Source organism: Streptomyces sp. NPDC043427 (assembly GCF_056436655.1).
Genome location: NZ_JBWKCC010000020.1, coordinates 26773 through 50913 on the forward strand (window position 1 = coordinate 26773; position 24141 = coordinate 50913).

The 24141-nt window shown below is 69.8% G+C and carries 25 protein-coding genes; 10 read left to right on the forward strand and 15 right to left on the reverse strand.

What is annotated here, in order from left to right:
* Positions 1–67: 67 nt before the first annotated feature.
* The 9 genes from AC067M_RS28160 to clpS all read right to left on the reverse strand — a co-directional run bounded on the left by AC067M_RS28160 (position 68) and on the right by clpS (position 6922).
* Entirely contained in the window at positions 68–1018 is a 951-nt protein-coding gene (locus AC067M_RS28160; protein ID WP_478699832.1) for a PLP-dependent cysteine synthase family protein, read from the reverse strand.
* 6 nt (positions 1019–1024) lie between these two features.
* Complete coding sequence (locus tag AC067M_RS28165) at positions 1025–1303, reverse strand: MoaD/ThiS family protein (protein WP_478699833.1); 279 nt, start codon at positions 1301–1303, stop codon at positions 1025–1027.
* An 88-nt stretch (positions 1304–1391) separates the two neighbouring features.
* Positions 1392–1487, reverse strand: a complete 96-nt coding sequence (locus tag AC067M_RS28170; RefSeq protein WP_478699834.1) for a putative leader peptide — start codon at positions 1485–1487, stop codon at positions 1392–1394.
* 173 nt (positions 1488–1660) lie between these two features.
* On the reverse strand, positions 1661–2158 hold the full coding sequence (locus tag AC067M_RS28175) for a hypothetical protein (protein WP_478699835.1): 498 nt from the start codon (positions 2156–2158) through the stop codon (positions 1661–1663).
* Positions 2158–3453, reverse strand: coding sequence for a tyrosinase family protein (locus AC067M_RS28180; protein ID WP_478699836.1), 1296 nt, complete (start codon positions 3451–3453; stop codon positions 2158–2160). Before AC067M_RS28180 ends, AC067M_RS28175 begins: the two co-directional genes overlap by 1 nt.
* A 176-nt stretch (positions 3454–3629) precedes the next feature.
* Complete coding sequence (locus tag AC067M_RS28185; RefSeq protein WP_478699837.1) at positions 3630–4052, reverse strand: M67 family metallopeptidase; 423 nt, start codon at positions 4050–4052, stop codon at positions 3630–3632.
* A gap of 142 nt (positions 4053–4194) precedes the next feature.
* Entirely contained in the window at positions 4195–5619 is a 1425-nt protein-coding gene (locus AC067M_RS28190; protein WP_478699838.1) for an amino acid permease, read from the reverse strand.
* A gap of 341 nt (positions 5620–5960) precedes the next feature.
* Entirely contained in the window at positions 5961–6563 is a 603-nt protein-coding gene (locus AC067M_RS28195) for a DUF2017 domain-containing protein (RefSeq protein ID WP_478699839.1), read from the reverse strand.
* A 41-nt stretch (positions 6564–6604) separates the two neighbouring features.
* Complete coding sequence (clpS, locus tag AC067M_RS28200; RefSeq protein WP_242773010.1) at positions 6605–6922, reverse strand: ATP-dependent Clp protease adapter ClpS; 318 nt, start codon at positions 6920–6922, stop codon at positions 6605–6607.
* 136 nt (positions 6923–7058) lie between these two features.
* On the opposite strand from clpS, the gene AC067M_RS28205 reads away from it, so the two are divergent.
* Positions 7059–8405: a nicotinate phosphoribosyltransferase gene (locus AC067M_RS28205; protein WP_478699840.1), complete on the forward strand. Its 1347-nt coding sequence runs from the start codon at positions 7059–7061 to the stop codon at positions 8403–8405.
* Between the two features lie 205 nt (positions 8406–8610).
* A complete protein-coding gene (locus AC067M_RS28210; protein ID WP_478699841.1) occupies positions 8611–9195 on the forward strand; it encodes an isochorismatase family protein in 585 nt (194 codons plus the stop codon).
* A 25-nt stretch (positions 9196–9220) separates the two neighbouring features.
* On the opposite strand, the gene AC067M_RS28215 is transcribed toward AC067M_RS28210, so the two are convergent.
* Both AC067M_RS28215 and AC067M_RS28220 read right to left on the reverse strand, forming a co-directional pair.
* Positions 9221–9568, reverse strand: coding sequence for a hypothetical protein (locus AC067M_RS28215; protein WP_478699842.1), 348 nt, complete (start codon positions 9566–9568; stop codon positions 9221–9223).
* Between the two features lie 122 nt (positions 9569–9690).
* Positions 9691–12042, reverse strand: a complete 2352-nt coding sequence (locus tag AC067M_RS28220; protein WP_478699843.1) for an immune inhibitor A domain-containing protein — start codon at positions 12040–12042, stop codon at positions 9691–9693.
* Positions 12043–12342: 300 nt separating this feature from the next.
* On the opposite strand from AC067M_RS28220, the gene AC067M_RS28225 reads away from it, so the two are divergent.
* Positions 12343–12615: a hypothetical protein gene (locus AC067M_RS28225; protein WP_478699844.1), complete on the forward strand. Its 273-nt coding sequence runs from the start codon at positions 12343–12345 to the stop codon at positions 12613–12615.
* Positions 12616–12670: 55 nt separating this feature from the next.
* On the opposite strand, the gene AC067M_RS28230 is transcribed toward AC067M_RS28225, so the two are convergent.
* Both AC067M_RS28230 and AC067M_RS28235 read right to left on the reverse strand, forming a co-directional pair.
* Positions 12671–13330 (reverse strand): RDD family protein, encoded by a 660-nt coding sequence (locus tag AC067M_RS28230; protein ID WP_478699845.1) that lies wholly within the window; start codon positions 13328–13330, stop codon positions 12671–12673.
* A 67-nt stretch (positions 13331–13397) separates the two neighbouring features.
* Entirely contained in the window at positions 13398–14960 is a 1563-nt protein-coding gene (locus AC067M_RS28235; RefSeq protein WP_478699846.1) for an RDD family protein, read from the reverse strand.
* A 277-nt stretch (positions 14961–15237) separates the two neighbouring features.
* Between AC067M_RS28235 and AC067M_RS28240 the strand changes: the two genes are divergently transcribed.
* Complete coding sequence (locus AC067M_RS28240; RefSeq protein ID WP_478699847.1) at positions 15238–15651, forward strand: SsgA family sporulation/cell division regulator; 414 nt, start codon at positions 15238–15240, stop codon at positions 15649–15651.
* Between the two features lies 1 nt (position 15652).
* Here AC067M_RS28240 and AC067M_RS28245 read toward each other — a convergent pair whose 3' ends face one another.
* Positions 15653–17113: an FAD-binding oxidoreductase gene (locus AC067M_RS28245; protein WP_478699848.1), complete on the reverse strand. Its 1461-nt coding sequence runs from the start codon at positions 17111–17113 to the stop codon at positions 15653–15655.
* Positions 17114–17205: 92 nt separating this feature from the next.
* Here AC067M_RS28245 and AC067M_RS28250 point away from each other — a divergent pair, with 92 nt between their 5' ends.
* Positions 17206–18666 carry a tetratricopeptide repeat protein gene (locus AC067M_RS28250; RefSeq protein ID WP_478699849.1) on the forward strand — a complete coding sequence of 487 codons (1461 nt, stop codon included), beginning with the start codon at positions 17206–17208 and terminating at the stop codon, positions 18664–18666.
* A gap of 7 nt (positions 18667–18673) precedes the next feature.
* Here AC067M_RS28250 and hppD read toward each other — a convergent pair whose 3' ends face one another.
* Positions 18674–19819, reverse strand: coding sequence for a 4-hydroxyphenylpyruvate dioxygenase (hppD, locus tag AC067M_RS28255; RefSeq protein ID WP_478699850.1), 1146 nt, complete (start codon positions 19817–19819; stop codon positions 18674–18676).
* A 123-nt stretch (positions 19820–19942) separates the two neighbouring features.
* Here hppD and AC067M_RS28260 point away from each other — a divergent pair, with 123 nt between their 5' ends.
* The 5 genes from AC067M_RS28260 (at position 19943) to AC067M_RS28280 (ending at position 24097) form a co-directional block, all read left to right on the forward strand.
* Positions 19943–20425, forward strand: a complete 483-nt coding sequence (locus tag AC067M_RS28260) for an Lrp/AsnC family transcriptional regulator (RefSeq protein ID WP_478699851.1) — start codon at positions 19943–19945, stop codon at positions 20423–20425.
* 19 nt (positions 20426–20444) lie between these two features.
* Positions 20445–21092, forward strand: a complete 648-nt coding sequence (locus tag AC067M_RS28265) for an ABC transporter permease (RefSeq protein WP_478699852.1) — start codon at positions 20445–20447, stop codon at positions 21090–21092.
* A complete protein-coding gene (locus tag AC067M_RS28270; RefSeq protein ID WP_478699853.1) occupies positions 21085–22323 on the forward strand; it encodes a betaine/proline/choline family ABC transporter ATP-binding protein in 1239 nt (412 codons plus the stop codon). The genes AC067M_RS28265 and AC067M_RS28270 overlap by 8 nt, the downstream gene beginning before the upstream one ends.
* Positions 22320–23147, forward strand: coding sequence for an ABC transporter permease (locus AC067M_RS28275; protein ID WP_478699854.1), 828 nt, complete (start codon positions 22320–22322; stop codon positions 23145–23147). Before AC067M_RS28270 ends, AC067M_RS28275 begins: the two co-directional genes overlap by 4 nt.
* A gap of 68 nt (positions 23148–23215) precedes the next feature.
* The gene (locus tag AC067M_RS28280) at positions 23216–24097 is read left to right on the forward strand and encodes a glycine betaine ABC transporter substrate-binding protein (RefSeq protein WP_478699944.1); all 882 of its coding nucleotides are present in this window, start codon (positions 23216–23218) and stop codon (positions 24095–24097) included.
* Positions 24098–24141: the final 44 nt, after the last annotated feature.

The following is a 24141-nucleotide window of genomic DNA, read 5'->3' on the forward strand; positions in this document are numbered from 1 at the left end:
ACAACGCGGCGAGGCGCGGTGCCGGGGCCCGCGAGCCCGGCATGATCCAAACGAAAGACCCTAGGGCTCACGCCCAGAGCTGGCCCTGGAGGGTCTCGATCGCTTCCTCCGTGGTGGCCGCCGTGTAGACGCCGGTGGAGAGGTACTTCCAGCCGCCGTCGGCGACGACGAACACGATGTCGGCGCTCTCGCCCGCCTTCACGGCCTTGTTGCCGACGCCGATCGCGGCGTGCAGGGCCGCGCCGGTGGAGACGCCCGCGAAGATGCCCTCCTGCTGGAGCAGCTCCCGGGTGCGGGTGACGGCGTCCGCGGAGCCGACGGAGAAGCGGGTGGTGAGGACGGAGGCGTCGTACAGCTCGGGGACGAAGCCCTCGTCGAGGTTGCGCAGGCCGTACACCAGGTCGTCGTAGCGCGGCTCGGCGGCGACGATCTTCACGTCCGGCTTGTGCTCGCGCAGGTAGCGGCCGACGCCCATGAGGGTGCCAGTGGTGCCGAGGCCCGCGACGAAGTGGGTGACCGAGGGGAGGTCGTTGAGGATCTCCGGGCCGGTCGTGGCGTAGTGGGCGCCCGCGTTGTCCGGGTTGCCGTACTGGTAGAGCATCACCCAGTCGGGGTGCTCGGCGGAGAGCTCCTTGGCGACGCGTACGGCGGTGTTGGAGCCGCCCGCGGCCGGGGAGGAGATGATCTCGGCGCCCCACATGGCGAGCAGGTCCCGGCGCTCCTGGGAGGTGTTCTCGGGCATCACGCAGACGATGCGGTAGCCCTTGAGCTTGGCCGCCATGGCCAGGGAGATACCCGTGTTGCCGCTGGTCGGCTCCAGGATCGTGCAGCCGGGCGTGAGGCGGCCGTCCTTCTCCGCCTGCTCGATCATGTGCAGGGCCGGGCGGTCCTTGACCGAGCCGGTGGGGTTGCGGTCCTCCAGCTTGGCCCAGATGCGGACGTCGGCGGACGGCGACAGCCGCGGCAGGCGCACCAGAGGTGTGTTGCCCACCGCGGCCAGCGGGGAGTCGTAGCGCATGGGAGATCAGGCCATACCGCCGGCCACGGCCGGCAGGATCGTCACGTTGTCGCCGTCGGACAGCTTGGTGTTGATGCCGTCGAGGAAGCGGACGTCCTCGTCGTTCAGGTAGACGTTGACGAAGCGGCGCAGCTGGTCGCCGTCCACGATGCGGGCCTGTACGCCCGCGTGCCGGGTCTCGAGGTCGGCGAACAGGTCGGCGAGGGTCTCACCATTGCCCTCCACCGCCTTCTGACCGTCGGTGTACTGGCGGAGGATGGTGGGGATGCGGACCTCGATGGCCATGGCTCAGGGCTCCTGTCGGGAAGTGTCGGTTGGGGACGCGCGCGGCAGCGCGGCGCCGCGGCTCACGGCCGTACGGTGGCAGGGGGCGTCAACAGATGGCGCTGTGCAGCCTGCACAGATCGACGTGCAGCCGCGCCACGAGCAGTGCGCCCGGCGTCTTCTCGCTCACGTCGTTCAGAACCATGGGCTCATCGTATCGATTCCCGGTCCCGCTCCCGGAGTGTGATTCCACATGCCGGACCGATTCAGGCCGGTACGTGAGATGAGCGGCGTTCACGCCGGGACGCGGACCATCCCGATCGGCACACCACCGACGGCGACGGCCTCGCAGCCGTCGCCGTCGGTGGGAGACCGGGTTCAGTGTGGCTGGACTCCGGTGCTGTCGTGAATGAACAGGGTTCGGTTGTCCGCGGCGCCGTAGCGCTCCCTGAACTCGAACTCGTCGGCGGTACCCGCCTCCGGGGCGTCCGGCGGTTCGAAGTACAGGACGTAGGTCTTGGCCGTCTCGGTTTCGCTCTCCAGCTGCAACCACCCCGAGTAACCTGCCGCGGGGAAGGTGCCGGTCGCCTTCACGGTGACCGTGGTCGCGGTGCGGGTGACCGCGATCTGTGCGCTGCCGATCTCGAGGCGCTTGAAACCGGTCTCCTTCCAGCGCCTGAACAGGTCGACCCATTCCTGTGGCCACGGTCCGCCGAGCGAGGCCGGTGGCATGTCCGTCTCCAGACGCCCGAGGATGTCGTCCGCGTTCTCGACCACAGCCTCGTACGACCACAGATCCACCGCGAACCTCATGTGATCGCGGTCCGTCGCACGGAACATGGGCCGGATGTGGAGCTCGTACGTGGGCGTGCGCATCAGGAGTAGACCTCGAACCGTACGCGCTCCAGCGAGACCTCTTCGAGGAGCCGCGCAGCCTCTTCACGGCGGTCTGTGCTGGACATGGGGGCGTACTGGAGGGTGAGTACGTAGTCGTCCAGGCCGCCCGCGGGCGCGGACTCCAGTACGTTCGTCACTTCGAAGCGAGCCGCACAGGTGGCGGGGTGGTGCGCGACGACCTTGTCATCGCCGGCGTGCATGGGGTGGGTGCGCCACAGTGCCACATAGCCCACTCCGAACTCCCGCGTGAAATCCTCCGCGTCGGGCTGGAAGGGCACGTCGGCCGGATGCACGAAGCCGTTGATGATGTAGTTCCCGGTCTTCGGCACCTTCAGTTCGTCCAGCCGGACGAACAGCCGTCGGCCGGTCTTTGGCGGCGGGCTGAACGCGAGCTGGACGTGCCCCCGGTCGCGCAGCTCTGTCACGAGGTCGACGTCGTTCAGCGTGGCGAGCGGCGGGGACAGCAGTCGCTCGAGGGGGGCCGGGGGCGGCACCGGCACATCGAACGCCGCCTTGAGCTTGTCCGTGTACAGGTACTCGTAGTCGAGGTCCGCGGGGTGGGTGAACTCGGCGACCTTGTTCCTGGGCTGCGTCGCGAAAGCGCTCATGACCCGGTCGGGGGACGTGAGGGGTGGCGTCCCGTTGCGGCTCTGCCACTCGGCCCACATCAGGTCGATGAAGCAGTGGAAGCTGAAATAGATGGGGTCTTCGGACGCAGTTTCCGGACTTCCCATTTTTCCGCCGATATACTTACCGTGCATGTAGTTGTGCGGGCCCGCCTCAAGCCGCCCGAAATCGTCATCGGGATGTTCTTCGGGGAATCCCGCGAACAGCTGCTGGTCGGTCTCCGTCGTCACGAGGGCAAGGGTGTCCGACGGCAGCGGCGTCGCATCGTTTTTGCGACCCGGCGATTTCAGTCCTGGCTTCTCGAATGCGAGGGGGAACCTTTTCGGCGTCTGCTCGCCGATCCAGTCCCAGTAGGGAATCGTGACGTTCTGGGTGCGCGGCGGATCAGCCTCTTGGAGCAGCTTCTCGAAGTAGTGCAGGTGGGCCCGGTGCCAGGGCAGGAAAGTATCGCTGCCGTGCTCGCACGGGCCCACCATGCTGCCGTCCGGCAGGAACATGCCGCCGTTGTGCAGAGCGGCCTGGAAGTCGTACCCGGTGGGATCCTCCGGATTCACCGCCGACCTCTGGCGCAGCACGTCGATCGCGTGAATGTAGTCGTCCAGTTCGACTTCGGTCAGCGTGTTGATGTCTTTGCGCACCTTGGGCATTGCCGGTCCCCTCACAAAGGGCTGAACCTCAGCAGACCATTGACCTCCAGCATTGGACGGGAACGGGAATGCCGCAACTCGGAAAAAGTATATCCGTCAATAATTCAGCATTGGCCATCGGCTGAGCGGCGGGAGCACGAAACCCCGGCCGCCCCGCACCGAACGGCATGAGCGGCTCAGTACGCGTCGACGACCTTCACTTCCTCCTCCGTGACCTCGCCCTCGACGATGCGGAAGGAGCGGAACTGGAACTCGCCGGCCCCGTCGGTGTCCGCGGTGGAGACCAGGACGTAGTGGGCGCCGGGCTCGTTGGCGTAGGAGATGTCGGTGCGGGAGGGGTAGGCCTCGGTCGCCGTGTGGGAGTGGTAGATGACCACCGGCTCCTCGTCGCGGTCGTCCATCTCGCGGTACAGCTTGAGCAGGTCCTGCGAGTCGAACTCGTAGAAGGTGGGCGAGCGGGCCGCGTTCAGCATGGGGATGAAGCGCTCGGGACGGCCGGAGCCCGCCGGGCCCGCGACGACACCGCACGCCTCGTCGGGGTGGTCCTCGCGCGCGTGGGCGACGATCTGGTCGTGGAGGGCCTGGGTGATGGTCAGCATGCTGGTCAGGATAAGCATGAGGGCCGCCCTGTACCGAGGGATGGTACGGGGCGGCCCATATGCCGGACGTCCTGAGCGGCAGCCGGAGGGGGTGCCACGAGTACTCCCTACGGCTGGACGTCCTGTCCGTGGGTCGGCCTGGTCAGCCGACCTTCTCGAGCTCCGGGTCGCGGCGCTGGGTGACCTGCGGGTTGCTCGCCTTGAGGATGAACCAGCCGATGGCGAGGGCGGCGGCCCAGCCGGCCATGACGTACAGACAGATGCGCGATTCGGAGTCGTAGGCGATGAGGCCGGTGACGAAGAGCAGGAAGACGATGGCGATCCAGCTGCACACCGCGCCGCCCGGGGCCGGGAAGGAGGAGGCGGGCAGCCGGCCCGCGTCGACCGCGCGGCGGTAGAGGACGTGGCTGACCAGGATCATCAGCCAGGTCCAGATGCCGGCCGCGGTGGCGACGGAGGTGACGTAGCCGAAGGCCTTCTCCGGGACGATGTAGTTCAGGACCACGCCGATGCCCATGAAGAGGACCGAGACGGTGATGCCGAAGGCCGGCGTCTTGGACGCGGACAGCTTCCGGAAGACCGCGGGCGCCTCACCGCTGTCGGCCAGGTTCCGCAGCATGCGGCCCGTGGAGTACATGCCGGAGTTGCAGGAGGACAGGGCCGCGGTCAGCACCACGAAGTTGACGATGCCCGCGCCCGCCGGGATGCCGATCTTGGCGAAGGCTGCGACGAAGGGGCTGAGGCCCGGCGTGAACTCGGTCCACTTCACCACGCAGAGGATGACGGTGAGGGCGCCGACGTAGAAGAGCGCGATCCGCCAGGGCAGGGTGTTGATCGCCTTGGGCAGGGTCTTCTCGGGGTCCTCGGACTCGCCGGCCGTGACGCCGACCAGTTCGACGGCGAGGTAGGCGAACATGACGCCCTGCAGGGTCATCAGGGACGAGCCGACGCCCTTGGGGAAGAAGCCGTCGAAAGCCCACAGGTTGGAGACCGCGGCGGTGTCGCCGGCGGAGCTGAAGCCGAAGGTGAGCACGCCGAGGCCGATGACGATCATGCCGATCAGGGCGGTGACCTTGACCATCGAGAACCAGAACTCCAGCTCGCCGAAGAGCTTCACGGAGATCAGGTTCACCCCGAAGAGCATCACCAGGAAGACCAGGGCCGTCACCCACCGGGGGATGGCCGGGAACCAGTAGTTGACGTAGATCGCGGCGGCCGTGAGCTCGGCCATGCCGGTGACGACCCACATCAGCCAGTACGTCCAGCCGGTGAAGTAGCCGAAGAACGGGCCGAGGAATTCGCGCGAGTACTCCGCGAAGGAGCCCGAGACGGGGCGGTAGAGCAGCAGCTCGCCGAGCGCCCGCATGATGAAGAAGATGATCACGCCCGCGAGGGCGTACATGAAGATGAGGCTGGGACCGGCCTTGGCGATGTTCGCCCCGGCACCCAGGAAGAGGCCGACGCCGATGGCGCCGCCGATCGCGATCATCTGGACCTGGCGGCTGCCGAGGCCGCGCTCGTACCCCTCTTCGGGGGTCGTGTCCTTGTCGACCTGCGCTGAGGTCATGTGTGTGCGCCTTTCTCCATGCCGACCCGGGCCTCTCGTCGGCCTCGGATCGGGTCTCGATCCCCCCGGATGATGGAGTTGAGCGGACTTCGCGAGCCCGCTCGTGCCTGGCCGACGATCCGTCGGCTCGGTGGCGCACCCGGCCGAACATTTGGGTGGTGTTCGCCGGGCGGTCGTGAAGATTTATCACGGCCGCATCATTGATCACGCGGGCGACATGTGACGCATGACTCAAGGAGAACCGGACAAAACGCTTAACGACACGCCAACAGGGCCGTCACAGTGACGTGATCGTTATCCGGATTTGAGCGTCCTCTGAGCGAACACAAAACCCTCACACATCAGGGCATAAGCGTCGCGATCAGTGTCTCCTGGAGCCCGCCCAGCCACAGGTACGCCATGACCATCGGCTTGCGCGGGTCCTCGTCCGGGAGCCGGTACAGCAGATCGGTGTCGTCCTCGTCGCCGATCTCCAGCCGGGAGCCGATCGCCAGGCGCAGGTCGTTGAGGGCGCCGAGCCACTGCTGGGCCTCCTCGGGCGACAGCTTGAGGACCGCCCCGCCCTCCCCCGCCGACGCGAGCGCATCCAGGGAGCGGATCACCGCGAGGGCGTTGTCGCGCTTGCCGGCGCGCAGGTCGTTCTCGGTGTAGCGGCGGAACTCGGCGGAGTGCGCCCGCTCCTCCTCGGCCTGCTGCGGGCCCGGGGTGCCCTCCGGATCGATGTAGGCGTCCGGGAAGAGCCGGCGCAGCACCGGGTCGGCGGGCGGCTCGCTCGGCCCCTCGGCGAAGAGCTCGGCGAGCGGGTCGTCGGGGGCGTCCTCGGCGGGGCCGGGGCCGATGAGTTCCAGGAGTTGGACGGCCAGCGAGCGGATGATGGAGATCTCGACGTCGTCGAGGGCGACGGCCGCGCCGCCGCCGGGGAGCGGTTCGAAGGTTCCTGGCATCAGGGGTTGTCGCTACTTCCGGTCCTGCGGGCGGGGTCGGGTCATTTCCGGTCCTGCTGGAGGGTGGCCCACAGGCCGTAGCCGTGCATGGCCTGAACGTCGCGCTCCATCTCCTCGCGTGTGCCGCTGGAGACGACCGCACGGCCCTTGTGATGGACGTCGAGCATGAGCTTGGTGGCCTTGTCCTTGGAGTAGCCGAAGTACGTCTGGAAGACGTATGTCACATAGCTCATGAGGTTGACCGGGTCGTTGTGGACGATGGTGACCCAGGGGACGTCCGGCTCGGGGACGGCGAAGACCTCCTCCGCCGACTCGGTACGTTCGATCTCCAGGGGCGCGGGTGACGTCACACGGCCCATGCTGCCACGCCTGACAGATATCGTCACACCGACGAAAAAGGAGTACGATCTCCGCATGCCGCATGCACCGGGGGACAACCCCCGAACCCCCGGCCGCCCCGGGGGCACCCGGCGAGTCGTAGCTAGGAGAGCTTTCGTGGATGTAGCGGACCTTGGGCTGCCGGTGGACGTTCCCTCCACGGCGCTCTTCACGGACCAGTACGAGCTGACGATGCTGCAGGCCGCGCTGAGGGCGGGCACCGCCGGGCGACGGTCGGTGTTCGAGGTATTCACCCGGCGGTTGCCGGAGGGGCGGCGCTACGGCGTCGTCGCGGGCACCGGGCGTGTCCTGGACGCCGTGGAGAACTTCCGGTTCGACGCGGGCGTCCTCGGCTTCCTGCGCGAGCGGAAGATCGTGGACGAGGCGACCCTCGAATGGCTCGGCTCGTACCGCTTCTCGGGTGACATATGGGGCTACCCGGAGGGCGAGGTGTACTTCCCCGGCTCCCCGATCATGCGCGTCGAGGGCTCCTTCGCCGAGTGCGTGCTCCTGGAGACCGTGATCCTTTCCATCCTCAACCACGACTCCGCCATCGCGGCCGCCGCCTCCCGGATGTCCTCGGCGGCCGGGGAGCGGCCGCTGATCGAGATGGGGGCCCGCCGCACCCATGAGCTGGCCGCCGTGGCCGCCTCCCGCGCCGCGTACGTCGGCGGCTTCGCCACCACCTCCGACCTGGCCGCCGGCTTCCGCTACGGCATCCCGACGGTCGGCACCTCCGCCCACGCCTTCACCCTGCTGCACGACACCGAGCGGGACGCCTTCACGGCCCAGGTCGACTCGCTGGGCCGGGGCACGACCCTCCTCGTGGACACCTACGACGTCGCCGAGGCCGTACGGACGGCCGTGGAGGTCGCCGGGCCCGAGCTGGGCGCGGTGCGCATCGACTCCGGCGACCTGCTGCTCGTCGCGCACCGGGTGCGCCAGCAGCTGGACGAGCTGGGCGCGACCGACACGAAGATCATCGTGACGTCCGACCTCGACGAGTACGCCATCGCCTCGCTGGCCGCGGCGCCCGTGGACGCGTACGGCGTGGGTACGCAGCTGGTGACCGGCTCCGGGCATCCGACCTGCTCGATGGTCTACAAGATCGTCGCCCGCGCCGAGTCCGCCGACCCGAAGGCCCCTCTGCTGCCGGTGGCGAAGAAGTCGTCCGGCGGCAAGACCTCCATCGGCGGCCGCAAGTGGGCCGCGCGACGGCCGGACGCGTACGGGGTGGCGGAGGCCGAGGTCGTCGGCACCGGACAGGTGCCGGCCGAGCTGGCCGACCGGCAGCTCCTCGTCGAACTGGTCAAGGGTGGCGAGGTACTCGCCCGTGAGCCACTGGACGTCGTGCGCGACCGGCACACCGCCGCCCGTGCCGGTCTGCCGATGTCGGCGACCCAGCTGTCGCGCGGGGAACCGGTCATTCCGACGGAGTACGTCCAGGGGCGGTCGGGTAGCTAGTGGTTGACCGGAAAGGTTCACCGGCTCACGACGCCCGGCACGCGAGCTCTCCGTCAAACCTCTCCGGTCACAGCACCGGAGGAGGTGCCCGCGTACGCCCCCTTGACGCCCCCTCCCGTACCGCACCGGAAGTCTCTAGGCTCGGAAGCTTGCGGCCGGGCCCGCAGCCTCATCACCGAGATCCCATAGTCGAAGGACACCGACCATGCGCCGCGCCTTGATCGTCGTAGACGTTCAGAACGACTTCTGCGAGGGGGGCAGTCTCGCGGTGGCCGGGGGTGCCGATGTCGCCGCCGCCATCACCGAGCTGATCGGGCAGGCACCCGCCGGCTACCGGCATGTCGTGGCCACCCGCGACCATCACATCGCACCCGGCGGCCACTTCGCCGACAACCCCGACTTCATGCACTCCTGGCCCGCGCACTGCGTCGCCGGGACGGAGGGCGTGGGGTTCCACCCGAACTTCGCTCCCGCGGTCGCCTCCGGCGCGATCGACGCCGTCTTCGACAAGGGGGCGTACGCGGCCGCCTACAGCGGGTTCGAGGGCTCTGACGAGAACGGGGTGATGCTGGGCGACTGGCTGCGCGCCCGGGAGATCGACGAGGTGGACGTCGTGGGCATAGCGACCGACCACTGTGTGAAGGCCACCGCCCTGGACGCGGCTCGCGAGGGCTTCCGCACCCACGTCCTGCTGGACCTCACCGCCGGCGTGGCCGAGGAGACCACCGAGAGGGCCCTGGGCGAACTGCGCGAGGCCGGGGTGGAGCTCTCCGGCAAGCCCGTGGTGTAGCCGCTCCTCAGGGGGCTCACGGGGCTCATGCCTGGGCCGTGGGCCTCCTCAGGAGGGAGCGGATCGGGCGCCAGAGCTCGATGACCGTGACGCCGTTGTCGGGGGCGGTACGCCATATCAGGCCGTCGGGGTGGTGCAGGACGGCCGTGATCTCGTCCGGTGTGGGCGGAGCGGCGTTGCCCCGCAGGTAGACCGCGCGCATGCCGAGGTTGCGGAGCCTGGTCAGGGCCCGGGCGCGGTTCTGCGCGTGGACGAGCACGCGCACTCCCCCGGGAGCGGTGCTCCCGGCGAAGCCGTCGGCGGCGGGGCTGGGCAGGTTGAGTGCCACCACCACCATGCCGTCGGGCAGCTTGCAAAAGCCTCCTGCGGCCATGCGGTCACACCCCCGTGTGCGTCGGTGTCAATAAGAAAGCCACAGGACGCACCTAAACACGATCGGCGGCGACCCGCCAGGGGGGTCACCGCCGATACGCTTCTGACCTGCTAAAACGCCGACTACTTGGACGACGGTCCAACCTGGAGCGAGATCGTCGAGCCGTCCACCGGCTCCTGCGTGATCTTGATCCGGGTGTTGGTGTCAGTGACCTTGACGCCCGCGAGCGGGGTCTTCGGGTCGTAGTACGTCGACGTGCCGTCGTCGAAGACCGGGATGCCGATCCGCGACTTCACCTTCGTCACGACGCCCGCCTTGTGCAGCGTGAACGCGTCGGTCGCGTAGCGGCTGAAGGTCGAGTCGAAGGACTGGATCCGGCTGGGCATGAAGGTGCCGTCGGACCACTTCAGCGCCTGCGAGTGGGCGTCGACCGGAAGGATCAGGCCGGTGCCGGGGTGCTGGCTGGTGTTGTCGTCCGCCTGCGAGGTGTCCCACTTCCAGATCAGCAGACCGTTCTGGTACGGGTAGTGCTCGACCCAGGACGGACGGGTCGTCGTGAAGCCGAAGTTGTACGGGCCGACCTTGAGGGTCTTGTCGTACGACACGTACTGGCGGTTCTCGGCGATGTAGTACTGCGGGTAGTCGTCCGTGATGGACGCGCCGATGCGGCTGAAGCCGTTCGCCGTCCAGGCCGCGTCCTGGGACTCGGCGTTGTCGGAGAAGACGGTCGCGCCGTTCGCGGTGACGGTGATCTCGTCGGCCGCGAAGCCCTGCTGGGCCACACCGCCGTCGGTCTGGTAGCGGAAGCGCAGGTCGATCTTCTTGCCCGCGTACGCGTCCAGCGAGTACGTCAGCTTCTGGTAGGCCGCGACCGTGCCGGTGAGGGCGGGCTTGCCGCTGCCGTCACGGGGGATGGCGGTGCCGTCGGCCAGCTTGCCGTCGACGGGCGTCCAGTTGGCGCCGCCGTCGGTGGACACCTCGGTGTAGACGTAGTCGAAGTCCTTCTCGGTGTCCCACCAGCCGTCGAGGGTGAGGCTCGCGGTGGTCTTGCCGGTCAGGTCGACCGAGCGGGACAGGGAGTTGCGCAGGTCGTTGCCGCTGCCACTCCACCACTGGGTGGCGCCCTGGGCCGGGGTGACGACCTTGGTGGTGACCCGCTTGTCCGGCAGCGTGACCACGAGGGCCTGCGGGTTCGCGGTGTTGTACTCCGCCAGGCCCAGCTTGTGGTTGGACCGCACGCCGGCCTTGGCGACGTCGTAGTCGAGCCAGCCGAGCTGGAGCTTGTCCCAGGCGTTCATGTCGCCGGGCAGGTCGCCGATGGCCTCCTTGCCGGTACCGAGCCAGGAGCCGGACGACATCAGGGTCCAGAAGCCGGTGGAGTTGTCGCCGCCGCCGGAGGTGTCGTACTCGTCGGGCAGGCCGAGGTCGTGGCCGTACTCGTGGGCGTAGACGCCGAGTCCGCCGTTCTCCGGCTGGATGGTGTAGTCGCCGACCCAGATGCCGGTGGTGCCGATCTGGGTGCCGCCGAGCTTGTTGGAGGCCGGTCCGGTGGTTCCGGAGTCGGTGCCGAAGGCGTACCAGCGGTGGGCCCAGATCGCGTCCTCGCCCTGGGCGCCGCCGCCGGCGGACTCGTCCTCACCGGCGTGCACGATCTGGAAGTGGTCGATGTAGCCGTCGGGCTCGTTGAAGTCGCCGTCGCCGTCGAAGTCGTAGCGGTCCCACTGGTCGAACGCCGCGAGTTCCTTCTTGATCTTCGCGGGGGTGTCGCCGGCCGCCTTTCGCTGGGCGACCCAGGCGTTGACGCCGTCCTGCACCGCGTACCAGGCGCCGGTGGAGGCGTCGTTGGAGCCGTAGCGGGCCTCGTTGTAGGGGACCTTGACCCAGTCGGTGACCTGGCCGTCGACCGAGTAGCGGCCCGAGGACTGCTTCTCGTAGTACTTCTTCAGCGACTCGGTGTTCTTGCCGGTGCCGAAGTACAGGTCCTGGAAGTGCTTCTGGTCGTAGTCCGCCTGCCAGGCCGTGCTGTTGTCCTGCTTGCGGTCCGGCTTGGTTATCTGGTTGTGCAGCGGGCCGGGGGTGCCGCCGTAGCGGCTGTCGACCTTGTTGCCGAACTCCACGAGGATCGTGAAGATCTTGTCGGTCTTCTCACGGCCGAGCTCGACGTACTTGCTGTCGCCCTTGGTGCTCTTGAGCTGGACGACCTTCGAGCCCGCGCGGTTCTTGACCTTGGCCTTGCCGGATATGACCTGCTTCAGGGCCTCTTCCCGCTGGGCCTCCTGAGTCTTGCTCATGGGCCCGTCGAAGTCGTGTTCCTTCATCTTGGCCGGCTGCGGGTCGTGCCGGTCCACTGCGGGGGTCCGCTTCGACGTGTTGTCGGCGGCCTGTGCCACGGCGAACGTCGAGAACGTCGCCGAGGCCGCCGCGAGCGCGACGACCGTCGCGGCGGCCCTGAAGGTCCAGGGTCTGCTGGTCACTTGCTGTCCTCCCCTGACGCGCGGTTATACGCGTGTAGTCAAGTGACGTCATTTGACTACTGGTTGGCAAGAAAAGACAGATCTTGACTTGAGCAGGTCAACTGCATTATTGGGAGCTGACGTCCGCATTGCGGACACGTGACCTTGGCATAACCGGCGCGCCCGCCCGTCCACTTGCTGGACGGCATGACTCCGTGCGCCCCCTGTGCACCGGTACTGTTGGTTAGGTCACGCTTACTGTTCGATCTGTTCGGGCATGCAGCCGGATAGGACACCCCCACCTTCGAGGACACGATTGCCATGCCTCGTCCGACTGCTGCACAGATCGCCTACGGCTCGTGCACCGTGATCTTCTCGACACTCGCCATGCTGCTGCTGTCGCAGACGAGTTCGGGGGCGGGGATCACGGTCGTCGCCGTGGCAGCGCTCGCCCTCGGGCTCCTGGTCGCCATGACGGTGCCGCTGCCCAAGCAGACACCGAAGGCCGTCGCCCAGGTCCCGGCACAACAGCCCGTGGCGGCCTCGGTCGCGGCGGGGCCGCCGGAGCCGGTGCGCGAGACCTCCTCCCCCTGAACAGGACGACCGGCGGGCCGTGCTGAGCACGGGCCCGCCGTTGTGCTGCCCGCCGTCAGGTCGCGGTGACCATCACGGTCTTCGCCGCCTTGTCGTGCAGCCCCTGCTTGTAGGGCTTGTCGAAGAAACTCCAGCCGCCCGCGATGATGGTCCAGACGCAGGCACAGCAGTACGCGAACGGCAGCCACAGCACCAACGCGCGCACCAGTGAGGTCTGTACGGAGGGCGTGGAACCGTTGTCGAGGTTCGCCACCCGCATGCCGAGCCACTTCTTGCCGAGCGTCTGCCCTGACCTGCTGATCAGGAAGGTGTCGTAGGCGACGTAGAGCACGGCGGCGATGGTGGACTGCGCGAGGGACTTGCCGACCTCGATCCGGTCGCTGTCCACGTTGTACTCGTGGACGTCGAACCCCCAGGTGAGCAGCCAGACCACGATGCCGACGAGGATCATGTCGATGATCCGCGCGAGGGTGCGCTTGCCGCTGTCGGCCAGCGGGGGCATGCCGGCGAGCGGATCACCCGGGTAGGGGCCACCGCCGTGGGGGCCGCCTCCATAGGGGCCGCCGCCCTCCCCGTACGGAGGGGGCGGCGGTTGACCTCCGCCGTACGGGGCGTCGTACGGCGAACCGGCGCCCTCGCCCTGCGGGGGCCGCTTCCTGAAGCGATCGTCCTCCGGTGGCTGGTCTCCGGAGCCGGGAGGCGGTTCGGTGGTCATGGCCCGAGTGCACCCCGAACCCCCCGACTCCGCATCCGGCGGGCCGCCGTCCGGAGTAGCGGTTCGCTCAGGTGCGGCCCGCGACGAACGTACGCGCGGCCTTGTCGTGCCAGCACTGGCGCCACGGCCGGTCGAACAGGCACCACAGGACGCCGAGGACACCGATGCCGAGCAGGCCGGGGACGCTGTAGACCAGCCAGCGGCGCAGGGCGGCGCCGAAACTCGGCGGCTCGTGCGCCTCGATGTCCCGGACCTCCAGACCCAGCAGCTTCTTGCCCAGGGTGCGGCCCCACTTGGCGGTGGGCAGTGCCTCGTAGAGGACGCCGAAGACGAGCAGGACGGCGAGGACGATGCCGAGGTACGTCGACGTCGTGCTGTCGAGCAGCCACACCGTGACGGTGCGGCCGGAGAGCTTGGCCTCGTCGATCTTCTCGTTGACGTGGTCGAGCGCCTTGACGCCGAGCGGTACGGCGGCCGCGGCGGTGACGGCGCCGAGGACGACGGTGTCGACGAGCCGGGCGAGGAGCCGTCTGCCCATCCCCGCGGGGCGGGCCGCCGCCTGCCGGCGCGCGGCCGCCTGGAACGGGTCCTCGACGGGCGGCTTCCAGGGCGCCACCCGCTGCTCGTCCTCACCGGCCCCCGCCAGGCGGTGCACCTGCTGCGCCCAGGACTGCTGGCCACCTCCGACACCGACGGCCATGGGAGCCGCCGCCTGGGCGGGGGTGGCCTGTGGGGGAACACCGACGCCCTGTTGGGGCACGCCCGCGCCCTGTTGCGGGACACCCGCGCCCTGCTGAGGCTCGACCGACGTACTGGGAGCGCTCGGGGCACTCGCAGTGGCCTGCTGCGGACCGGAGAGGGCGGACGGTACGCCGGCGGACGACGGGGCTCCTACGGCGGACTGAGCACCGCCCACCGGACCGGCGACCCCACCCGCACTCGCCCCCGTCTGCCCCTCACCCTGCGCCCGCGCCGCCCGTTCGACCGCCGCCTTCCCCGCACCGAACCCGCGCCCGGCGGCCGCCCCGGCACCCGCGCCGGCCGCCCCGCCGCTGGACACGCCCTGCTGTCCCGCTCCTGCCCCCTGAGGTCGGAAGGTCATGGTGCCGTCGTCCCGGGAGGGAGCCGTGTCGGTCCTGGGGCGGCGGAAGACGAACGTGCCGTCGGAGGGCAGGTCGCCGGAGGCCGGGGCGGGTTCGGGGTCCGTGGGTGGGATGGTCGCCGTGCCGTCCGTGTGGGCGGAGTGACCGTCGGGCTGGGCCGGGGGGTCGGCCGGGACCCTGGGGTCGGCCGACTGCGGTGACCCCCATGACACCCGCCGGTCCTGCTCGCCGCCGAAGCCGGACTGCCGTGACCGGTCGGCGCCCCACGCGGACGCCGGTTCGGGACGGCTGCCGTACTGCTGCTCACCGCCCGCGGCCGGCTCCGGGTCCTCGTCGAAGAAGTGCGGGCCGGTCTCCTCCACGGAGGCCGGGGGCGCGAGCGGTTCACCGTCGGACGGCGCCGGACGGCTGGTGCCCGGCACCCAGGAGGCACCGTTCCAGTACCGGACGTATCCAGGAATGGACGGGTCCGGGTAATACCCTTCGCGGGGCCTGTCGTCGCCAGGGGCCGGGGTTGGGGCGCTCATGTCCGTCGTCCCGTATCTGCTCGGGGGTCGTCTGGGGGGCTCCACATCTATCATCCCGGCGCGCGCCCCAGCGCCTGTCCTGGCGTACCCACTCCTTTCCGGGCAACCTCGTACACGTACTTCACACGAGTGGAACGCCAAGCGGAACCTCCGCGGAACCCCTTCGGACAAAAGTGCGGTGAAAAAGTTCCGCGAACCCGCGTAATGCCCGGCGCCGGGCCCCCTCTCTCCCGGTGCGGGCCCGCCCACAGGGCCGTAGGAGAGAGGACGTACGACCATGCAGCACACCGTGGTGGAACGCGAGTTGGAGATCAGACTCGTGCTGTCGCCGGAGCGCAGCGTCCCGGTGCCGGCCAGGCTGGGCTACCGCAGCGACGACCCCTTCGCCGTCCATGTCACCTTCCACGTCAACTCCGAGCACCCGGTGGAGTGGACGTTCGCCCGTGAGCTCCTGGTGGAGGGGGTGTTCCGGCCGTGCGGGAACGGGGACGTGCGGGTGTGGCCGACGAAGGTGGACGGGCGCAGCGTCGTGCTGATGGCGCTGAGTTCACCCGGGGGTGACGCCCTCCTTCAGGCGCCCGCCGCGCCGGTGTCGGCCTGGCTGGAGCGGACGCTGCGGGTGGTGCCGCCGGGGAGCGAGGGCGAGCAGCTGGGGATGGACGACGCCCTGGCCCAGTTGCTCGCGCGGTGAGTCAGAACAGCTTGCCGGGGTTGAGGATGCCCAGCGGGTCGAAGACGTGCTTGACGGCCCGCTGCATCTCCACGCCCACGGGGCCGATCTCGCGCGCAAGCCACTCCTTCTTCAGGACGCCCACGCCGTGTTCGCCGGTGATGGTGCCGCCGAGTTCCAGGCCGAGCGCCATGATCTCGTCGAAGGACTGGCGGGCGCGCCGGGACTCGTCGGGGTCCTGGGCGTCGAAGCAGACGGTGGGGTGGGTGTTGCCGTCACCCGCGTGGGCGACGACTCCGATGGTCAACCGGTGCTTCTCCGCGATGCGCTCGACCCCTTCGAGCATGTCGCCGAGGCGGGAGCGGGGCACGCACACGTCGTCGATCATCGTGGTGCCCTTGACCGCCTCCAGCGCGACCAGCGACGACCGCCGTGCCTGCAGGAGCAGTTCGGACTCGGCCGCGTCCTCGGCCGGTACGACCTGGGTGGCGCCGGCGGCTTCGCACAGCGCGCCGACGGCGGCGAGGTCGGCGGCCGGGTCGGTGGTGTCGAACGCGGCGAGCAGCAGGGCCTCGGTGGTGTCGGGGAGGCCCATGTGGGTGAGGTCGTTGACGGCCTTCACCGTCGTACGGTCCATCAGTTCGAGGAGGGACGGTACGTGTCCGCCCTCCATGATCCGGCACACCGCGTCGCAGGCGGCGGCGCCGGAGGCGAACTCGGCGGCCAGCACCAGCTGCCCGGGCGGCTGCGGCTTGAGGGCCAGGGTCGCCCCGACGACGATGCCGAGGGAGCCCTCGGAGCCGACGAAGAGGCGGGTGAGGTCGTATCCGGCGACGCCCTTCGCGGTGCGGCGGCCGGTGGACATCAGCCGGCCGTCGGCCAGCACGACGTCGAGGCCGAGGACGTACTCGGCCGTCACTCCGTACTTCACGCAGCACAGCCCGCCGGAGGCGGTGCCGATGTTGCCGCCGATGGTGCACATCTCCCAGCTGGAGGGGTCGGGAGGGTAGGCGAGTCCGTGCTCGGCGACCGCGCGGGAGAGGGCAGCGTTGACGACGCCCGGTTCGACGACCGCGATGCGGTCGACCGGGTTGATCTCCAGGATGCGGTCCATCCGGGTGAGCGACAGCACGATGCAGCCGTCGGAGGCGTTCGCGGCGCCCGACAGACCGGTGCGGGCGCCCTGTGGGACGACCGGGACGCGCAGCGCGGTCGCGACGCGCATGACGTGCTGGACCTGTTCGACCGTACGCGGCAGGACGACCACCGCGGGGGTGCCCGCCGGGCAGAAGCTGGCCATGTCGTTGGCGTAGGAGGCGGTGACGTCGGGGTCGGTGAGGACGGACTCGGCGGGCAGCCCGGCGAGGAGGCGGTCGAGGAGGCCGCCGGTCGCTGCCGTGTCTTCCTCGGCTGCGTGCTCCACGGCGGCTGCCGCGGCTGCGTCGTCTGCGTCGCGAGGCGCTTCGATACGGCTCATGATCACAGCGTCGCACCCGGGGCCATCGGTGTGAACCCCGTCCGCGGCACCCTTGGGCCGCCGGGGTGTGCTCGTCGTACTGACGCACAGTGAGCGCCATGGAGAACGAAGTGGGCGCGGTGAGGCAGGGGCGCGGGCGGGTTCTCAAGCGGGTGCTGATCACGCTGCTCGCGGGGGGCGTCGTCGCCGGCGGGGTGATGCTGTTGCCGCACGGCGGACGTGTCGCCCGGCCGGTGGGACCGGCGCCGGGCGCGCAGGCGGGTTCGGCGGTACGGGCCGGGGTGCCGGCCGCGCTGCCCGACCTTGCGGTGCTGATCGGCGAGCGCGAGGCGCACCTGCGGACGCATCCCAGGGACGCGCGGTCGTGGGCGGTGCTCGGGGCGGCGTACGTCGAGCAGGGGCGGCGGACCGCCGACGCCGCCGCGTACTACCCGAAGGCGGAGCGGGCGCTGCGTACGTCGCTGACGGTGCGCCCGGCGCGCAACCCCGAGGCGCTGGCCGGTATGGCGACGCTGGCCGACGCGCGCCGGGACTTCCGGTCGGCGCGGGCCCTGGGCGAGGCCGCGCTGAAGGCGGACCCGAAGCGGTGGACGGCGTATCCCCCGCTGATCGACGCGTACACGGGGCTGGGCGACCACGCGGCCGCCGAGCAGGCGCTGGACCGGCTCCTCGAACTGCGTTCCGGGCCGGCCGTCCTGGCGCGGGCCGCGGCCGTCTACCGGGACCGGGGCCGGCGGGAGGACGCGGCGGCCGCGCTGTCCGACGCGGCGGCGGGGGCGCAGGCGCCCGCCGAGCGGGCGGCTTGGCTGGAGCGGGCCGGGCAGCTCGCCTGGGAGCGGGGTGAGCGGGAGGTCGCCCTGCGGCACTTCGAGGAGGCCGTGCGGCTCGACCCGGACCAGCGGGCCGCGCAGGCCGGGCAGGCGCGGGCGCTGGCGGCGCTGGGGCGGACGTCGGAGGCGCTGAGCGCGTACCGGGCGGCGCTCACCAAGCAACCGGTGCCGCAGTACGCGCTGGAGCTGGGAGAGCTGTACGAGTCGCTGGGGCTCGCGCAGGCCGCGCAGGTGCAGTACGACCTGCTGCGGGACCGGGTCCGGCGGGACGCGGCGGGCGGGGTCGACGGGGATCTGGTCCTCGGCGCGTTCGAGGCGGACCACGGCGACCCGAGGACGGCGGTGCGGCTGCTGCGGGAGGAGTGGGCGCGCCAGCCGGGGATCGAGGTCGCGGACGCGCTGGGGTGGGCGCTGCACCGGTCCGGGGAGACCGAGGAGGCGCTGCGCTTCGCGACGGTGGCGACGGACAGGGCCCATGAGGGCACGGTGCGCAGCGCGTCGTACATGTACCACCGGGGCATGATCGAGCGGCGGCTGCGGCTGGACGGGCCGGCCCGCAGGCACCTCGAGGAGGCGCTGCGGATCAACCCGTACTTCTCGCGGCTGGGGGCGCCGGCGGCACGGACGGCCCTGGCGGATCTGGGTGAGGCGCCGTGGACGGACGTGCCGGTGAGGGACGACGAGGACGAGGCGGCGGAGCCGGAGGAGACCGAGGAGGCCTCGGAGTGACCGCCTGTCACAGGTTGCCGCGCTTGGCCTGCTCCCTCTCGATCGCCTCGAACAGCGCCTTGAAGTTGCCCTTGCCGAAGCCCATCGAGCCATGGCGTTCGATGAGCTCGAAGAACACGGTCGGCCGGTCCTGGACCGGCTTGGTGAAGATCTGCAGCAGGTAGCCGTCCTCGTCGCGGTCGGCGAGGATCTTCAGTTCGCGCAGGGTCTCGACGGGGACGCGGGTGTCGCCGACCCACTCGCCGAGGGTGTCGTAGTACGAGTCGGGCGTGTCCAGGAACTGCACGCCGGCCGCCCGCATCGTCCGTACCGTCTGGACGATGTCGTTGGTGTTGAGCGCGATGTGCTGGACGCCCGCGCCGCCGTAGAACTCCAGGTACTCGTCGATCTGGGACTTCTTCTTGGCGATGGCGGGCTCGTTGATCGGGAACTTGACCTTGAGGGTGCCGTCGGCGACGACCTTCGACATCAGCGCGCTGTACTCGGTGGCGATGTCGTCGCCCACGAACTCCTTCATGTTGGTGAAGCCCATGACGTTGTTGTAGAACTCCACCCACTCGTTCATGTGGCCGAGTTCGACGTTGCCGACGCAGTGGTCGACGGCCTGGAAGGTGCGGTGGGCGGGCGGCTCGACCAGGGGGGCGGCGGTCACGTAGCCGGGGAGGTAGGGGCCGTCGTAGCCGGTCCGCTCGACGAGGGTGTGCCGGGTGGTGCCGTAGGTGGCGATGGCGGCGAGGACGACGGTGCCGTGCTCGTCCTTCAGCTCGTACGGCTCGGCGACCGAGCGGGCGCCGTGTTCGATCGCGTAGGCGTACGCGCGGCGGGCGTCCGGGACCTCGATGGCGAGGTCGACGACGCCGTCGCCGTGCTCGGCCACGTGCTCGGCCAGGAAGTGGCCCCAGGGGGTGGTGGGCCTGATGACCGAGGTGAACACGAAGCGGGCGGAGCCGTTCTCCAGGACGTAGCTCGCGGTCTCGCGGCTGCCGTTCTCCGGTCCGGAGTACGCGACCAGCCGCATGCCGAAGGCCGTGGAGTAGTAGTGCGCCGCCTGTTTGGCGTTGCCCACGGCGAAGACGACCGCGTCCATTCCCTTGACCGGGAAGGGGTCTGCCTGCCGGGCGGTGTCGGGAGTGTGGTGTGTGGTCTGGGTCATGACGAAAGCGTCGCGCCAGGAGGCAAGGTGCGCAATAGTTCGTGAATTCACTGGGCAGCTTGTACAGCGGAGAACCGATCACGCGGGTCTTTCTGTACATGATGACCATCCCGGGAGGGTGCCATGGCGATCGATCAGTTGGACGGCCGGATCATCGCGCTGCTGGCGCGCGAGCCACGCGCGGGTGTCCTGGAGATGTCACGGCGGCTAGGGGTGGCCCGGGGGACCGTGCAGGCGCGGCTGGACCGGCTTCAGTCGAATGGAGTCATCCGCGGGTTCGGACCCGAGGTGGACCCGGCGGCGCTCGGCTATCCCGTGACCGCGTTCGCGACGCTGCAGATCCGGCAGGGGCAAGGGGCCGACGTACGGGCGCACTTGACGACCGTGCCGGAGGTGCTGGAGCTGCACACGACCACTGGCAGCGGGGACATGCTGTGCCGCCTGGTGGCCCGCTCGAACGCCGATCTCCAGCGGGTCATCGACCTGGTCGTCGGTTTTGATGGGATCGTCCGGGCCTCCACCGCGATCGTGATGGAGAACCCCGTTCCGCTGCGGATCATCCCGCTGGTGGAGCAGGCGGCGGAGGACTCGGTGAGGATGGCGTAGCGGAGCGGGGTGAGCGGGTGTGAACTTCTGGGAGTACCTGGGCAACCGGCACCAGCAGCTGCTCGTCGACGCCTATCAGCACGCCAGCGTCGTCTTCCAGTGCATGGTCGTGGCGACCGCGCTCGGTGTGCTGATCGGGGTCGTCACCTACCGCAGCGAGTGGGCCGGCGGCCTCGCCACCACGACCACCGCCACCTTCCTCACCATCCCCTCGCTCGCCATGATCGGTCTGCTGATCCCGGTGGTGGGCCTGGGCGTGCCGCCCACGGTCATCGCGCTGACGCTGTACGGGCTGCTGCCGGTCGTACGGAACTCGATCGTGGGCCTGCGGGGCGTCGACCCGGCGCTGGTCGACGCGGCCGACGGCATCGGGATGTCCCGGCCGGCACGGCTCGCGCGGGTCGAGCTGCCGCTGGCCTGGCCGCCGATCCTGATCGGGATCCGGGTCGCGACCCAGATGCTGATGGGTATCGCGGCCATCGCCGCCTACGCCTCCGGGCCCGGCCTCGGCAACGAGATCTTCCGCGGACTCGCCTCCCTGGGCAGCGCGAACGCCCTCAACCAGGTCCTCGCGGGCACCCTGGCGATCGTCGTCCTCGCGCTGCTGTTCGACGCCGCGTACGTCCTGATCGGACGGCTGACCATTCCGAGGGGGATTCGTGCCTGAGAGCCGTGCCACGGGCGCCACGATCGAGCTGGAGAACCTCTCCAAGCGGTACCCCGGCACTCCCAGCCCGGCCGTCGACAACGTGAACATGGAGATCAGGGCGGGTGAGACGGTCGTCTTCGTCGGCCCGTCCGGGTGCGGCAAGTCGACCACCCTGAAGATGATCAACCGTCTGATCGAGCCGACCGGCGGCCGCATCCGCATCGGCGGCGACGACGTCACCCACATCGACCCGGTGAAGCTGCGCCGGAAGGTCGGGTACGCGATCCAGTCCTCCGGGCTCTTCCCGCACATGACCGTCGCCCAGAACATCGCACTGGTCCCGAAGATGGTCGGCTGGCCGAAGGAGCGGGTCTCGGCGCGTGTCGAGGAGATGCTCGACCTCGTCGGACTCGACCCCGGCGAGTTCCACGGCCGCTACCCACGCCAGCTCTCCGGCGGCCAGCAGCAGCGCGTGGGCGTGGCCCGGGCGCTCGCGGCCGATCCGCCGGTGCTGCTGATGGACGAGCCGTTCGGGGCCGTCGACCCGATCACCCGCGACCACCTCCAGGACGAGCTGATCCGCCTCCAGCACGAGCTGCACAAGACGATCGTCTTCGTCACCCACGACTTCGACGAGGCGATCAAGCTGGGCGACCGGATCGCGGTGCTGCGCGAGCACTCGCACATCGCGCAGTTCGACACCCCGGAGGCGATCCTCACCAATCCGGCGGACGACTTCGTGTCCGGGTTCGTGGGCGCGGGCGCCGCCCTGAAGAGGCTGAACCTCACCCGCGTACGGGACGTGGGCATCGCCGACTACCCGACGGTGACCATCGACGACCCGCTCCAGGAGTTCTTCAACAGGCTCCGGGACAGCGGTACGAACGAGATCTTGCTGCTCGACCGGCGCGGCCGGCCCTACAAGTGGCTGCGGCGCGGTGACCTGATGCGCGCCAGGGGCTCGCTGGCCCGCGCGGGCACCCTGGTGACGGACACCGTGACCCGGGACGCGACACTGCGGGACGCGCTGGAGGCGGTGCTCACGGACAGCGCGGGGCGGGTCCCGGTCACCGGGCGGCGCGGGGAGTACCTGGGGGTCGTCGACGTGGAGACGCTCATGAACTCCGTGCACGACCTGATCGAGGCCGACCGTCTCGAGGCCGCCGAGCACCGGCACGCGCTGGAGGAGCTCCGGGCCGCGCAGACGCACGCGGAACAGGAGGGCGTCGGCGGGGAGGAGAAGGCGTGATCGTCCCCGAGATCGAGGACCCTACGACGGAGGATCCGGCCTACGAGGAAGAGGAGGAGGCTCCTCCCCCACCGGGCCCGGAGCGCAGGCGGATCACCTGGCAGAAGCTGACGTTCCTGCCGCTGTTCCTGGTGGCCCTGCTGCTCGCGACCTGGCTGTGGTTCCGGCAGGCGGACCTGGACCAGATCTCCGAGAACGCGCTGTCGAACGGCCAGGTGTCCAAGGCCCTGTGGCAGCAGGTCCAGCTCACCGCGATCTCCACCTTCTTCGTGCTGATCATCGCCATTCCGCTGGGCATCCTGCTGACCCGCCGGTTGTTCCGGAAGGCGACCCCGATCGCGATGACCCTCGCCAACATGGGTCAGGCGACCCCGGCGATCGGTCTGCTCGCCCTGCTGGTGATCTGGCTGGGCATCGGCCGCAGGTCGGCCCTGATCGGCATGATCGCCTACGCCGTGCTGCCCGTGCTGTCGAACACCATCGCGGGCCTGAAGGCGAACGACCCGACGCTGTTGGAGGCCGCGCGAGGCATCGGCATGTCCCCGATGGAGGTGCTCAGGAAGGTCGAGCTCCCGCTGGCCGTCCCGCTGATCCTGGCGGGCGTGCGCACGGCCCTCGTCCTGAACGTCGGCACCGCGACCCTGGCGACCTTCGGCGGGGGCGGCGGTCTGGGCGTGCTGATCACCACCGGCATCACCAACCAGCGGATGCCGGTGCTGGTGCTGGGCTCGGTCCTCACCGTCGCCCTGGCGCTGCTCGTCGACTGGCTGGCCTCACTGGCCGAGGTGCTGCTGCGGCCGCGGGGCCTGGAGGTGCGGAGGTGAGGCGGCTCGTGTGGCCGGCGGCGGCGCTGGTGCTGGCGTCCGGCTGCGGGCTGACCAGCGGCTCCCCCATGGTCGACGACGTGGAACCCGGCTCGATCGGGCGGGGCGAGCCCCTCAAGGGCGCCGACCTCACCGTGACGTCCAAGTCGTTCACCGAGAACCTCATCCTCGGCGCGATCATGGGCATCGCCTTCCAGGCGGCCGGCGCGGACGTGCTGGACCGCACCGGCATCCAGGGCTCCATCGGCGGACGCGAGGCGGTCCTCAAGGGTGACGCGGACGCCATGTACGAGTACACGGGCACCGCCTGGATCACGTACCAGGGCAACAGCGAGCCCATCGACGACCCGCACCGACAGTGGGAGGCGGTGCGCGACGCCGACCTGAGGAACGGGCTGACCTGGCTGCCGCCGTCCCGGCTGAACAACACGTACGCGCTCGCCATGAACCAGGCCAACTACAAGAAGTACGGCACGAAGACGCTGTCCGACGCGGCCGCGCTGTCCCAGCGGGACCCGGGCGCGGTGACGCTGTGCGTGGAGGGCGAGTTCGCCAACCGCGCGGACGGGCTGCCGGGGATGCAGAAGGCGTACGGGATGAACGTGCCGCTGGACCGGATCACACAGATGGACACCGGGATCATCTACACGCAGGCCGCGAAGGGGAGCTGCGTGTACGGGGAGGTGTTCACCACCGACGGGCGGATCAGGTCCATGGACCTGGTGGTGATGGACGACGACAAGAAGTTCTTCCCCAACTACAACGCGGCCCCCGAGATCAACACCAAGACCCTGAAGCAGTGGCCGGCGATCGCCGAGGTCCTGAACCCGATCACCGCGAAGCTGGACAACACGGTGGCGCAGCGGCTGAACGCGAAGGTGGACGTCGACGGGGAGGACCCGCATCAGGTGGCGTTGGACTGGCTGAGGCAGGAGGGGTTCGTGAGGTAGGGGGCGGGCCGGGGCCGGGGAGTTGGCGTACGGCGTCTGCGTCT